This is a genomic window from Herbaspirillum robiniae (genome assembly GCF_002213415.1).
GTDB lineage: Bacteria > Pseudomonadota > Gammaproteobacteria > Burkholderiales > Burkholderiaceae_D > Herbaspirillum > Herbaspirillum robiniae.
On record NZ_NJGU01000019.1, the window covers coordinates 14,893 to 28,287 of the forward strand.

The following is a 13,395-nucleotide window of genomic DNA, read 5'->3' on the forward strand; positions in this document are numbered from 1 at the left end:
GTCCGGCGGCGCGCGGGGCGCGGATATGGTTGAATACGGTCTGCGCCATACGCGCACGCCATGGCCGCCATCAGCCCTGGCGCATGAAGCCGGAGCCGCCGCATGACATCATCTTCCCTGCAGTCCCTGAACCAGCCGCTGCTGGTCCTGACCAACGTCCCCGATGAAGAGTTGGCGCGGTCGCTGGCGCGCTCATTGGTGGAGGGCGGACTGGCGGCGTGCGTGAATGTGCTGGCGCCGGTGGCGTCGGTCTATCACTGGCAGGGCGCCATCGAGCAGGCGGTGGAGGTGCCGCTGCTGGTCAAGACCACCCAGGCGCGCTACCCGGAGGTCGAGCAGGCCATCGTCGCCGCCCACCCCTACGATGTGCCCGAAATCGTCGCCATCCCCGTCAGCGCCGGCCTGCCGGCCTACCTGCGATGGATGGACGAAGAAACCCGCAAGCCGCTGCAAACCTGAAGCGAACAATCGCATCCAAGACGCATGAACCGCAATCTGAAGACCTCCCTCATCGTTTCCGCCCGGCGCCTGACGGCGCTGCTGTTCGCCGTACTGCTGCCGCTGATGCTGTGGACGCAAGCCGCGCGCGCGGCCGATGACTACCTCGCGCCCGAGCAGGCCTTCCAGCTCAGCGCGCGCATGCTCGACGAGCACACCGTCGAACTGAATTACAAGATCGCCGACGGCTACTACATGTACCGCGACCGCTTCCATTTCAGCGCCGACGGCGCGGTCCTGGGCGAGCCGCAGTTTCCGGCGGGCGTGCGCAAGTACGACGAGAATTTCCAGAAGGAAGTCGAGACCTACCACCAGGCCGTGAGCGCCCGCGTTGCCGTCTCGGGCGCCGGCGGCGCCTTCACCGTCAATGCCGTCTCGCAGGGCTGCGCCGACAAGGGCCTGTGCTATCCGCCGATGACCCTTACAGTAGTCCTGTCCCCGCAAGCGGTCGGGCAGGTGGTGCGCGCCTCCGGCGTCGAGGGTGCGGGTGCGCCTGCCGGCGATGGCGATATCGCCGGCATCGCCCGGGTGCTGCAGGGCGGCAAGCTGTGGAGCATCCTGTCGCTGTTCTTCGTGCTCGGCATCGGCCTGGCCTTCACGCCCTGCGTGCTGCCCATGCTGCCTATTCTGTCGTCCATCATCGTCGGCCAGCAAGGCAAGGCTGGTGCCGCGGCCGGGCAGGGCGCGCGCGCGCGCAGCTTCCTGCTGTCGCTGACGTATTCGATCGGTATGGCGCTGGTCTACACCGCGCTGGGCGTGGCCGCCGGCATGCTGGGCGAGGGCCTGTCGGCCTATCTGCAAAATCCCTGGGTGCTGGCGGCGTTCGCCTTGCTCATGGCGGGCCTTGCCTTGTCGATGTTCGACCTTTATCAGCTGCAGGTGCCGGCTGCCATCCAGTCGCGCCTGTCCACGGCATCCGGCGGCGGCAGCGGCACCTGGATCGGCGTGTTCGCGATGGGCGCGATCTCGGCCCTGATCGTCGGTCCTTGCGTGGCCGCGCCGCTGGCCGGCGCCCTGCTCTACATCAGCCAGACGCGCGACGTGGTGCTCGGCGGCAGCGCGCTGTTCGCCATGGCTGCGGGCATGAGCGTGCCCCTGCTGCTGGTGGGCGCTTCCGCCGGCGCGCTGTTGCCGCGCGCCGGCGCATGGATGGATGCGGTCAAACGCTTCTTCGGCGTACTGATGCTGGGCACGGCGCTGTGGATGGTGTCGCCGGTGATTCCTGCCTGGCTGCAGCTTGCCGGCTGGGCGGCGCTGGGCATCGGCTACGGCGCATTTTTGCTGTGGTCGACACCGGCCGGCTGGATCGCCCGCGCCTTCGGCCTGGTGTTCGCCGCGCTGGGCCTGTTGCAGCTGGTGAGCGTGGCCACCGGCGGGCGCGACGCGCTGGCGCCCCTATCGCATTTGTCGGCACAGGGCGCGGGTGCAGCCGCCGCCGCGCAGACCGATTTCGTGCGCATCCGCTCCAGCGCCGAGCTCGATTCCGCGCTGGCGCAAAACGCCAGGGGCGAGCGGCGCGCCGTCATGCTGGACTTCTACGCCGACTGGTGCGTGTCCTGCAAGGAAATGGAGCGTTTCACCTTTACCGACGCGGCGGTGAAACAGCAGCTCGACCGCATGCTGCTGCTGCAGATCGACGTCACCGCCAACAACGCCGACGACCGCGCCATGCTCAAGCGCTTCAACCTGTTCGGGCCGCCGGGCATCATGTTCTTCGATGCCGACGGCCGCGAGCAGGCCTCCCGCCGCGTGATCGGCTACCAGGCGGCAAGCCGCTTCCTGGAAAGCCTGCGCGGCCTGTAAAGCCCGCCTCCCTCAGTTGACGAAGGCGCCGCTGTGGGAGATGGCGCTGGTGTCGACATACTGGCTGCCGTCGTGGCTGGACGCCGAGAAATTGATGCTGAAGCCGCCCACGTCATAGTTGCGGTCGTTGATGCTTTCCAGCGCCTGCACAAGCTTTTCGCGGGTCGGCTGGCGACCGCTGCGGCGCAATCCCTCGCACAGAACCTTGGCCGCGATATAGCCCTCCAGCCCGACGAAGCTGGGCAAGCCGCCGGCGGCCTTGGCCGCCTCCCGATACTCCACGGCGATGCGGGCGCTGCCGCGCCACGGGAAGGGCACGGTCTGCGTCACTGCGACGCCTTTTCCCATCTCGCCAAGCTGTTCGGCCAGCGCCTTGCCGCCGGCCTGCGACATGGCATACATCACCCCGGCATACCGCCGTGCACGCAAGGTGCGGATGATGGCCGCGCTGGAGACGACATCGCCATTGATCAGGATCGCCTTCGGCGCGCTGCGCAGCAGGGCGTCGGCGATCTCCTCCAGCTCAAAGGTTTCCGCGAACGGGCCGGCCGAGGGCACGCCGGCGACCAGGTTGCCGCCGTACAGGTAGAGCAGTTCCGCCGCCAGCGAGACATCGGCGTAACCCTGGGCATCGTCGGGGTGCAGCAAGGCAACGCGGTCCAGTCCCATGCCGGCGATCTGGCGCAGGAGAAAATCCAGCTCGCGCCGGTGGCCGGCGCGCACGGTGAACAGCATGCGTCCGCCGCGCTTGTGCAGCAGCGGGCTGCCGGCGCGCGGCGCAAAGAAGGGAACGCCGGCCCGCATCGCCAGCGGCAACGCCGCCAGGCTGGGCGCCGTCCCGGAGTAGCCGAACAGCGCCAGGATCTTGCCGGCGGCGATCAGCTGCGCGGTGTTGCTGCGGACCAGCTGGCTGTTGCTGCGGTCGTCCAGCGTCAGCAGCCGGATCCTGCGGCCGTGGATGCCGCCGGCGGCGTTGATGTCGTCGAAATAGAGCAGGGCGCCCTGGCGGTACAGCGTCGCATTGCGCGACCAGCGGCCGGACAGCGAAAGCGATTGGCCGAGCAGGATCTCTTGTGTACCGGCATCGCCCGCATGGGACGGCGCCGGTGTTGCCGCAAGAGAAAGTGAGAGGGCAAAGAGGATGGGGACGAAGGGAGCTGCGGAGAGTTTGCGCATGATGGACCTCGCGACGTTGCGCCCGCGCTGGGGCAGTACCCTCCGCCACGAGTATGGAACCGGCCCGGCGTGTCGCCTCATGGCATGGCGTTATTTGGTTACGCTTTAATAATTGTTGGACGAAAAGGTCGCGCAAGTTATAGTCTGCGTTCCCTTTCCTTCCACCCTCGAACAAGGAGACCGTCATGACGCTGCGCCTGGGCGATACCGCACCTGATTTTGAACAAGAATCCTCCATCGGCAAGATCAAATTCCACGACTGGGCAGGCGACTCCTGGGTCGTGCTGTTCTCGCACCCGGCCGACTTCACGCCGGTCTGCACCACCGAGCTGGGCCTGACCGCCAAGCTCAAGCCGGAATTCGACAAGCGCAACGTCAAGGCCATCGCCCTGTCGGTGGACGGCGCCGAAGCCCACAACCAGTGGATCAAGGACATCGAGGAAACCCAGCAGACCGTGGTCGGTTTCCCCATCGTGGCCGACGTCGACAAGAAGGTCGCCGGCCTGTACGACATGATCCATCCGAACCAGTCCGAGACCGCCACCGTGCGTTCGCTGTTCGTGATCGACCCGAAGAAGAAGGTGCGCCTGATCATCACCTATCCGATGAGCACCGGCCGCAACTTCGACGAAGTGCTGCGCGTGATCGACGCCCTGCAGCTGACCGACGGCTACACCGTGGCCACCCCGGGCAACTGGAAGGACGGCGACGACGTGATCATCCCGCTGTCGGTCAAGGACGAGGAAGTGATCAAGCAGAAATATCCGAAGGGCTACAAGTCGCCGCGTCCGTACCTGCGCATCACGCCGCAGCCGAACAAGTAAGCCGCGGTTTTCCGCCATGAAAAAAGCGCTCCCCCGGGAGCGCTTTTTCTTTGTCGCAGTTTCAGCCCAGCTTCGCTGGCAAGGCTCAAGGGATACGGTTGGACTGCGACAGCAGCGACGCCGCCAGCGATTTGGAGGTCTTGCTGGCAGTTTTGTCCTTGAGTACAGATGAGGCCTTGGTTTCCATGACCTTTCCGGTGGATTTGACTGAGCTTGCTTGGGCCAGGGCGCTTGCGGCCAGGCTCTTGTCGGCGGCTGAGGCACGGGTGCTGCGCAGGGTGGAGCTGGCCAGGCGAACGATCTGAGGGCCGGTACGATTGCTATTTTTCGACATCAACTTCTCCTGGAAGATGAAACGGGCCGACGACAGCGGACGGCTACGCTGAGTGCACAACGATGTTCTGCAATCGTGTCTGATCGTGTCAGCCGTACAAGGCGGTGACAAGTGGCATGTCAATTGCCGTAACACATATCGAATTATTGGGATGCAAGATCCCGGGCGAACTCTTCGATGAACAGGCGCGCCACCGGCGAGAGCTGGGTGCCGTGGCGCGTCACCAGCTGGTAGGGTTCGCTGCGCGTATGCAGCTGCAGCGGCAGGATGCAGGTCATGCCGAAGCGGGTGCAGAACTGCGCCACGTCCACCGACAGCAAGGCCACGAAATGCGGGTTCTTCTGCAGCAGCGAGAGCGTGGTGAAGGCCGAGGTGGTTTCCATCAGGTGCAGCGGGAAGCGCAGGTCGGCATCGTGGAATTCGCGCTCCAGCGACACCCGCATCGGCATGTTGGCCGAGTACACCACCCAGCGCGAATCGGCCAGGTCGGACAGTTGCAGCTCATCGGCATGCGCCAGCGGATGGTTCACGCTGGCCACCACCGCCAGCTCCTCGTCGTGGATGTTGAAGGCGTCGTAGAGATGCGGGCGCTGGCTGATGCTGGTGCGGCAGATCGCCATGTCCAGCCGGCCCTGGTCGAGCAGGCGCAGCAGGCGCGCGCTGGTGTCTTCCACGATCTCCACCGACAGCGAGGGGCGCTTCTCCAGCAGCCGGGTCAGGGCGTCGGTCAGCAGCGGCACCGCGCCCATGATGGTGCCCACCGCCAGGCGCCCGCCATTGCCTTGCATGATCGACAGCATTTCCTCGCGCAGGTGGGTCAGGTCGGTCTGGATCAGCCGCGCGTAGCGGATCACGCAATGGCCCAGGTCGGTCGGCTCCAGCCCACGGTTGGTGCGGGTGAACAGCTGCGCGCCCAGGGTGCTTTCGATCTCCTGCAAGGCCTTGCTGGCGCCGGGCTGGGTCAGCGCCACCTGCTCGGCCGCCTTCAGCAGCGAGCCGTGGTCCGACAGCGCGATCAGCAGGCGTAGTTGCCGCAGGTGCAACCTGGAAGTGATGGAGGCGAGCGAGGGCAGGGTGGCTTGCATGGCGGGCTTTCCGTGGGAAAGGCTCAAGTATGACCGTTGGTTATACCCATATCAACAGCTCTCATTAGCCAAGCGCCTCGCCTTGGCTTAGAGTCTGGCTTTCAAAAGCAGGACACCAGAGGGAAGAGCGGCGCCGGCGGGATCCCGTGAGGATCCCGCCGTCAGCAGCCGACTTTGGTGACATCTATAAATCAAGGCTATGTGATGGCACTCATCAATTACATTACCCAGGTCCAGTTCGACTACGGCGCGCTGTCCTTGCTGCAGCAGGAATGCGAACGCATCGGCATCAAGAAGCCGCTGGTGGTCACCGACATGGGCATCCGCAACGCCGGCCTCCTGGACAAGGTCCTGGGCCAGCTGAAAGACGGCGCCGCCGTGCCCGTCTACGACCAGACTCCCCCGAACCCGAACGAAAACGCCGTGCGCGGCGCCGTGGCGATGTTCCGCGAAGCCGGCTGCGACGGCATCGTGGCCGTCGGCGGCGGCTCTTCGATCGACCTGGCCAAGGGCGTGGCGGTATGCGGCACGCACGACGGTCCGCTGAAATCCTTCGCGCTGATCGAAGGCGGCCTGTCCAACATCACCGCCAAGACTGCGCCGGTGATCGCCATCCCGACCACCGCCGGCACCGGCAGCGAAGTCGGCCGCGGCGCCATCCTGATCCTGGACGACGGCCGCAAGGTCGGCGTGCTCTCGCCGTTCATCGTGCCCAAGGTCGCCATCTGCGATCCGGAGTTGACGCTGGGCCTGCCGCCGCTGATGACCGCCGCCACCGGCATGGACGCCATCGCCCACTGCCTGGAAACCTTCATGGCGCCGTCGTTCAACCCGCCGGCCGACGGCATTGCACTGGACGGCCTGTGGCGCGCCTGGGGCCATATCGAACGCGCCACCAAGGAGCCGGGCGACCGCGAAGCGCGCCTGAACATGATGAGCGCCTCGATGCAGGGCGCGCTGGCGTTCCAGAAGGGCCTGGGTTGCGTGCACAGCCTGTCGCACTCGCTGGGCGGCATCAATCCCAAGCTGCACCACGGCACCCTGAACGCGATCTTCCTGCCGGCCATCATCGCCTTCAACGAGAGCGCCGAGACCATGGTCAAGGACAACAAGATGGCGCGCATGGCGCATGCCATGGGCCTGCAGAGCGGCGCCGAGATCGGCCTCGCGATCAAGGCCATGAGCAAGCGCCTGGGCCTGCCGGCCGGGCTGGGCGAGCTGGGCGTGACCACCGACCTGTTCCCCAGGATCATCAAGGGCGCCCTGGCCGACCACAGCCACAAGACCAATCCGCGCGTGGCGTCGGAAGCGGACTACGAGCGCATGCTGCAGCAGTCCATGTGATGGCACACAATGAGGGCGTGCGCGCAGCGATGCGCGCAACAGCTTGATCGACCAGACCGGCCGTTCCCGCTTTGCGGGCGCGGCCATTCGCGCATGATCCGCAAGGACGGCGCCAACGAACACAGCAGGAGAACACCGTGAGCTTCAAGATCCTCGGACACAACTACATCGGCGGCCAGCGCAGCGGCGAAGGCAGCGACCAATTGCACAGCGTCGACGCCGCCACCGGCGCCCTGTTCGACATCCCCTTCCTGACCGCGACCGAAAAGGAAGTGGCCGCCGCCGTGCACGCCGCGGAAAAGGCATACCCGGCCTACCGCGCCACCACCTCGGAGCAGCGCGCCGCCTTCCTGGAAGCCATCGCCGACGAGATCGACGCGCTGGGTGACGACTTCCTCGCCGCCGTCTCGCGCGAGACCGCGCTGCCGGCCACGCCTCGCCTGTCCGGCGAGCGCGCCCGCACCAGCGGCCAGATGCGCCTGTTCGCCAAGGTCCTGCGCCGCGGCGATTTCTACGGCGCACGCATCGACACCGCGCTGCCGGAACGCAAGCCGCTGCCGCGTCCGGACGTGCGCCAGTACAAGATCGGCGTGGGCCCGGTGGCCGTGTTCGGCGCCAGCAACTTCCCGCTGGCCTTCTCGGTGGCTGGCGGCGATACCGCAGCCGCGCTGGCCGCCGGCTGCCCGGTGGTGTTCAAGGCCCACACCGGCCACCTGGTGACTTCCGAACTGGTGGCCGACGCCATCGAGCGCGCAGTGAAAAAGACCGGCATGCCGGCCGGTACCTTCAACATGATCTACGGCGACCGCGTCGGCGCCCAGCTGGTCAAGAGCGCCGGCATCCAGGCGGTCGGCTTCACCGGTTCGCTGCGCGGCGGCCGCGCGCTGTGCGACATGGCGGCGGCGCGTCCGCAGCCGATCCCGGTGTTCGCCGAAATGTCGAGCATCAACCCCATCATCCTGATGCCCGAAGCGCTGAAGGTGCGCGGCGAGGCGATCGCCAAGGACCTGGCCGGCTCGGTCACGGTCGGCGTCGGCCAGCTGTGCACCAGCCCAGGCCTCTTGATGGGCGTGAAGTCGCCCGAGCTGTCCGCCTTCATCGAGCAACTGTCGGCGGCCTTCGGCGGCACCAATCCGGCCACCATGTTGAACAGCGGCGGCCTGTCGCACTACAACAGCGGCGTGGCGCGCCTGACCCAGCTGCCCGGCGTGAAGGTGATCTCCACCGGCGGCAGCAGCTACACCCAGGCGGTGCCGCACCTGTTCAAGGCCGACGCCTCGCTGCTGTTCTCGAAAGAAGCGCCGCTGGAAGAAGAAGTGTTCGGCCCCTCGACCGTGATCGTCGAACTGGAAAGCCGCGAGCAGCTGCTGGACTTCGCCGCCAACATGCACGGCCAGCTGACCGCCACGCTGCAAGCCGAGATCGGCGACCTGCAGGGCAATGAAGACCTGATCGCGATCCTGGAACAGAAGGCCGGCCGCCTGCTGTTGAACGGCTACCCGACCGGCGTCGAGGTGTGCGATGCGATGGTCCACGGCGGCCCGTATCCGGCCACCTCGGACGCGCGCGGCACCTCGGTGGGCACGCTGGCCATCGAGCGCTTCCTGCGCCCGGTGTGCTACCAGAACTACCCGGACCAGATGCTGCCGGCGCCGCTGAAGAACGCCAACCCGCTGGGCCTGATGCGCCTGGTGGACGGCGAACAGACGCGCGCCGTCATCGGCTGATCGGCGACATAGAAGAAGCAACAAGGCATGCGTCTGGCAAGGCAGTAAAGCCGGGACGCATGCCGGCAACACCGCAACAGACTACGCAGCACTTGCAGCAGCTTCGCCGCACTCGATTGCGGCGTCGAACAAGAACACCACAAGAAATCGAAACGGGCTGGCGGTACATGCCGCGGCTTTCATCTACAGGAGGAGACCTTGTTGAAGAACATCATCAAACGCGTGGCGTTGTCGGCCGCCGTCTGCGCCGCGTTCGGCGCATCCCTGCCCGCACAGGCCGCGGGCGACACCATCAAGATCGGTTTCATCACCGACCTGTCCGGCACCTACGCCGACATGGACGGCCAGGGCGGCATCGAGGCCATCAAGATGGCCATTGCCGACGCCGGCGGCAGCATCAACGGCAAGAAGATCGAGTTCGTCTTCGCCGATCACCAGAACAAGGCTGACATCGCCGCCAACAAGGCGCGCGAATGGTTCGACCGCGACGGCGTCGACATGCTGGTCGGCGGCGTGAACTCGGCCGCCAGCCTGGCCATGGGCAAGGTCGCGGGCGAGAAGAAGAAGGTCTTCATCTCGGTCGGCGCCGGCACCACGCGCCAGACCAACGAGGAGTGCAACGCCTACACCATCCAGTACGCCTACGACACCACCGCGCTGGCGCGCGGCACGGGCGCCGCCATCACCAAGCAGGGCGGCAAGTCGTGGTTCTTCGTGACGGCCGACTATGCCTTCGGCACCTCGCTTGAAAAAGACACCAGCGATGTCGTGAAGGCCGGCGGCGGCACCGTGGTCGGCCAGGTGCGTGCGCCGCTGGCGACTTCGGACTTCTCGTCCTTCCTGCTGCAGGCGCAATCCTCCAAGGCGCAGATCCTGGGCCTGGCGGTGGCGGGCGGCGACATCATCAACGCCATCAAGGCGGCCAACGAGTTCGGCGTGAACAAGTCGATGAAGCTGGCGGGCCTGCTGATCTTCATCACCGACACCCACGCGCTGGGCCTGCAGGTCACGCAAGGCATGTACCTGACCGACGGCTGGTACTGGGACATGAACGACCAGACCCGCGCCTGGGGCAACCGCTACTTCGGCAAGATGAAGAAGATGCCGACCATGTTCCAGGCCGGCGACGCCTCGGCCGTGGGCCAGTACCTGAAGGCGGTCAAGGCGATCGGCAGCACCGACGCCGACAAGGTCATGGACTACCTGCGCAAGAACAAGATCAACGACTTCTTCACCAGCAACGGCGTGGTCCGCCCGGACGGCCGCATGGTGCACGACATGTACCTGATGGAAGTGAAGAAGCCGTCCGAATCCAAGCGTCCCTGGGACTACTACAAGCTGGTGCAGACCATCCCCGGCGAGCAGGCGTACATGACCAAGGCGGAATCGAAATGCGCGCTGTGGAAGTGATGCGCAGGTGAAGCGACAAGACGGGTGGTCGACATGCGATCGCCCGCAAGATTTTGAGCACCAAGTCTGATGTGGATCGGACCATGTTCAGCGCATCCCGGGTGACCGGGGTGCGTTTTTTTTTCGTCTGTTCGTCGTTGGCAATTGATGCGTTCTACTGCGGAGGACTTGACGGCCTTTTCCGGTGTTTGACGGTAGCTCAACGACACTGGGTCCGGGCCTGCGCCGGGACGACGCTGAGGAGAAAACCTGAACCACAATCGGTTCGAGTTCCCGCCTTCTTGTCGTCCCGGCGCAGGCCGGGACCCGGCGTCGTTCTTAGGTCGTTCTTCGCGCCCCGATCAAGCCGGGACGGTACTCAGGCGCGGCGCGCCACCTGCGGCCGCATCGACACGCCCAGGCGGTTCCAGGCGTTGATGATGGCCACCGCGAAGGTGATGTTGGCGATCTCGGATTCGCTGAAGTGCTCCTTCATCAGGGCGAAGGCGGCGTCTTCCTTTTCGCCGTCCTGCTTCTGCAGGTCGGTGAAGCGCTCGGCCCAGTTCAGCGCGGCGCGTTCCTGTTCGGTGAAGAAGGCAATCTCGCGCCAGGCGGCCAGCGTGTTCAGGCGCTGCTGGTCTTCGCCGGACTTGAGCAGGTCGTGCGAGTGCATGTCCACGCAGAAGGCGCAGCCGTTGATCTGCGACACGCGCAGGAAGATCAGTTCCAGCAGCTTGGGATCGACGCCGCTGGTGTGGATGGCCTCGCTGGTCTTGAGCAGGGCGTTGAAGGCGGGGGCGGCCAGTTTGGCGTGGGGCAGGCGTTGCTTGAAGTCGGACATGGCAATTCTCCTATGGGTTTGGATGACGCCGGCGCGATTGGCCGGTGTACATCCATAAGACGGAGCGCCATGTCGGCTTGTGACAGGTTTTCTGAAAAAACCGAAAAAAACTTTTTCAGGCCGGCGGCAGGGTCTGGCGCGCGATCGCGGCCAGCTTGTCCGGATTGCGCACCACGTAGATCTCGGCGATGAGGCCGTTCTCGGTCTCCAGCACCTGGGCCGATTCCAGCTTGCCATCCACATAACGCAACAGGCCGGGGCTGCCGTTGATCCATGCCGGGCGGTAGGCGATGCGCTCGCCGAAGCGGCGGATGTTGGCGTAGTACAGCCAGGAAATGCGCTGGCCCGAGAACAGCGGATGCGGGAAGGAGGCGACCTTGCCGCCGCCGTCGCCGATCAGGCGGGCGTCTTCGGCCAGCAGGCCGAGCATGGCTTCGCGTTCGCCGCTTTGCACCGCCTGCATGAATTTCTGCAGCAGGGTGTCGTGGGCCTCGCGCGAGACGGTGGAGGACGCCGCCGGCAAGGGTTTGCGCGGGGCGGCGCCGCGCTGGTCGGATTGCTCCAGCCTGGCCAGGCGCTCGCGCGCGCGATGCACCAGCTGGCGGCAGCCGGCTTCGCTTTTTTGCAGGATGGCGGCGATGTCGGGATAGTCGTTGTCGAACACCTCGCGCAGCAGGAAGGCGGCGCGCTCCTCGGGCTTCAAGCGTTCGAGCAGCAGCAGGTAGGCAAACGAGACGTCGCTGTGCTGCTCCAGCAGCGCCTCGGGCGAGGGCGCCAGCAGGGCGTGGCCGAACAGGTCGATGTCGGGCGCGGTGTCGGCCAGGTCCACCAGCGGTTCGGGCAGCCAGTGGCCGACGTAGGACTGGCGCTCCTGCTGCGCCTGGCGCAGGCGGTCGATGCACAGGCGCGTCACCACGGTGACCAGCCAGGCTTCGGCCGACTCCAGCGCTTGCGCGTCCTGGCCGTGCCAGCGCAGCCACGCGTCCTGCAGCACGTCATCGGCATCGCTGCGCGAACCGAGCATGCGGTAGGCCACGCCGAACAGGCGCGGCCGGTGGCGCGTGAAAATGTCGGTGGCGTCGGTATGCGCGCTGGCGCTCATGGCTGGCCGCAGGGGATCAGGCCTGCTTGAGCTTGCGCGCGATGTCCAGCGCGAAGTAGGTCAGCACGCCGTCGGCGCCGGCGCGCTTGAAGGCCATCATGGCTTCCATCATGGTCTTGTCGTGGTCCAGCCAGCCGTTCTGGGCGGCGGCCTTGATCATGGCGTATTCGCCGCTGACCTGGTAGGCGAAGGTCGGCACGCGGAACTCGTCCTTCACGCGGCGCACGATGTCCAGATACGGCATGCCCGGCTTGACCATCACCATGTCGGCGCCTTCCTGCAGGTCCAGCGCCACTTCGCGCAGGGCTTCGTCACTGTTGGCCGGATCCATCTGGTAGGTGGATTTGCTGCCCTTGCCCAGGTTGGCGGCCGAGCCGACCGCGTCGCGGAAGGGGCCGTAGAAGGCCGAGGCGTACTTGGCCGAGTAGGCCATGATGCGGGTGTAGATGTGGCCCTGCTGTTCGAGCATGGCGCGGATGGCGGCGATGCGGCCGTCCATCATGTCGGACGGGGCGACCACGTCGACGCCGGCGTCGGCCTGGGTTTGCGCCTGCCTGACCAGCAGTGCGATGGTTTCGTCGTTCAGGATGTAGCCGGTGTCGTCCAGCACGCCGTCCTGGCCGTGGCTGGTGTAGGGATCCAGCGCGACATCGCACAGCACGCCCAGCTCGGGGAAGCGTTCCTTCAGGGCGCGCACCACGCGCGGGATGAGGCCGTCCGGGTTGGTGGCTTCGATGCCGTCGGGGGTCTTCAGCTTGGGATCGATCACCGGGAACAGCGCCAGCACCGGCACGCCCAGCTTCACGCATTCCTCGGCCACCGGCAGCAGCGTGTCCAGCGACAGGCGCTCCACGCCCGGCAGCGAAGGCACGGCGGTGCGCAGGTTCTGGCCTTCCTGGACGAAGACCGGGTAGATCAGGTCGGCGCTGGTGATGACGTTTTCGGCCATCAGGGCGCGCGAGAAAGCGTCGCGGCGCATGCGGCGCATGCGGATGGCGGGATAGGCGGCGGAAGCGTGTTGGCGGGAATCGGAAACTGGCATCAGAATCTTTCAGTTCAAAGTGTCGCTAATTGGCGTCAACTTAGAATAAATTCTATGTAAACGTCACTAAGTTCTGAAAATTGCAGATATCGGAGGAGGGGCCTGCAACTTTCCGTGGGGATACTCTATCTTACGTTCGGGCAATTCGTTGCCCCCCGCTTCCCCTTCCCTCCCTGAGCGGGGCTGATCGCGCAAGCGAAAGGCGTTCGGCTCCGGAGATTGTTCCCCTT

At 65.8% G+C, this 13,395-nt stretch carries 12 protein-coding genes; 6 read left to right on the forward strand and 6 right to left on the reverse strand.

What is annotated here, in order from left to right; genetic code table 11:
• Positions 1-102: 102 nt before the first annotated feature.
• Together cutA and dsbD are read left to right on the forward strand one after the other, a co-directional pair.
• The gene (gene cutA, locus CEJ42_RS23755; RefSeq protein WP_088752753.1) at positions 103-459 is read left to right on the forward strand and encodes a divalent-cation tolerance protein CutA; all 357 of its coding nucleotides are present in this window, start codon (positions 103-105) and stop codon (positions 457-459) included.
• A gap of 24 nt (positions 460-483) precedes the next feature.
• Positions 484-2,301, forward strand: coding sequence for a protein-disulfide reductase DsbD (gene dsbD / locus CEJ42_RS23760; protein WP_088752754.1), 1,818 nt, complete (start codon positions 484-486; stop codon positions 2,299-2,301).
• A gap of 12 nt (positions 2,302-2,313) precedes the next feature.
• Here the strand turns inward: dsbD and CEJ42_RS23765 are convergent, their stop codons facing one another.
• Entirely contained in the window at positions 2,314-3,477 is a 1,164-nt protein-coding gene (locus CEJ42_RS23765; protein WP_165774498.1) for an ABC transporter substrate-binding protein, read from the reverse strand.
• A 185-nt stretch (positions 3,478-3,662) separates the two neighbouring features.
• Here CEJ42_RS23765 and CEJ42_RS23770 point away from each other — a divergent pair, with 185 nt between their 5' ends.
• Entirely contained in the window at positions 3,663-4,301 is a 639-nt protein-coding gene (locus CEJ42_RS23770; RefSeq protein ID WP_006464905.1) for a peroxiredoxin, read from the forward strand.
• An 85-nt stretch (positions 4,302-4,386) separates the two neighbouring features.
• Here CEJ42_RS23770 and CEJ42_RS23775 read toward each other — a convergent pair whose 3' ends face one another.
• Together CEJ42_RS23775 and CEJ42_RS23780 are read right to left on the reverse strand one after the other, a co-directional pair.
• Positions 4,387-4,635, reverse strand: coding sequence for a hypothetical protein (locus CEJ42_RS23775; protein WP_088752756.1), 249 nt, complete (start codon positions 4,633-4,635; stop codon positions 4,387-4,389).
• A gap of 143 nt (positions 4,636-4,778) precedes the next feature.
• Entirely contained in the window at positions 4,779-5,720 is a 942-nt protein-coding gene (locus tag CEJ42_RS23780; protein ID WP_088752757.1) for a LysR family transcriptional regulator, read from the reverse strand.
• Positions 5,721-5,924: 204 nt separating this feature from the next.
• Between CEJ42_RS23780 and CEJ42_RS23785 the strand changes: the two genes are divergently transcribed.
• From CEJ42_RS23785 to CEJ42_RS23795, 3 genes are all read left to right on the forward strand, one after another.
• Entirely contained in the window at positions 5,925-7,064 is a 1,140-nt protein-coding gene (locus tag CEJ42_RS23785; protein ID WP_088752758.1) for an iron-containing alcohol dehydrogenase, read from the forward strand.
• 137 nt (positions 7,065-7,201) lie between these two features.
• On the forward strand, positions 7,202-8,791 hold the full coding sequence (locus CEJ42_RS23790; protein ID WP_088752759.1) for an aldehyde dehydrogenase (NADP(+)): 1,590 nt from the start codon (positions 7,202-7,204) through the stop codon (positions 8,789-8,791).
• 201 nt (positions 8,792-8,992) lie between these two features.
• On the forward strand, positions 8,993-10,201 hold the full coding sequence (locus CEJ42_RS23795; RefSeq protein ID WP_079217255.1) for an ABC transporter substrate-binding protein: 1,209 nt from the start codon (positions 8,993-8,995) through the stop codon (positions 10,199-10,201).
• Between the two features lie 358 nt (positions 10,202-10,559).
• On the opposite strand, the gene CEJ42_RS23800 is transcribed toward CEJ42_RS23795, so the two are convergent.
• The 3 genes from CEJ42_RS23800 to hemB form a co-directional block, all read right to left on the reverse strand.
• Positions 10,560-11,021, reverse strand: coding sequence for a carboxymuconolactone decarboxylase family protein (locus CEJ42_RS23800; RefSeq protein WP_079217254.1), 462 nt, complete (start codon positions 11,019-11,021; stop codon positions 10,560-10,562).
• A 115-nt stretch (positions 11,022-11,136) separates the two neighbouring features.
• A complete protein-coding gene (sigJ, locus tag CEJ42_RS23805; RefSeq protein ID WP_088752760.1) occupies positions 11,137-12,123 on the reverse strand; it encodes an RNA polymerase sigma factor SigJ in 987 nt (328 codons plus the stop codon).
• Positions 12,124-12,139: 16 nt separating this feature from the next.
• A complete protein-coding gene (hemB, locus tag CEJ42_RS23810; protein WP_088752761.1) occupies positions 12,140-13,165 on the reverse strand; it encodes a porphobilinogen synthase in 1,026 nt (341 codons plus the stop codon).
• Between the last annotated feature and the right edge of the window lie 230 nt (positions 13,166-13,395).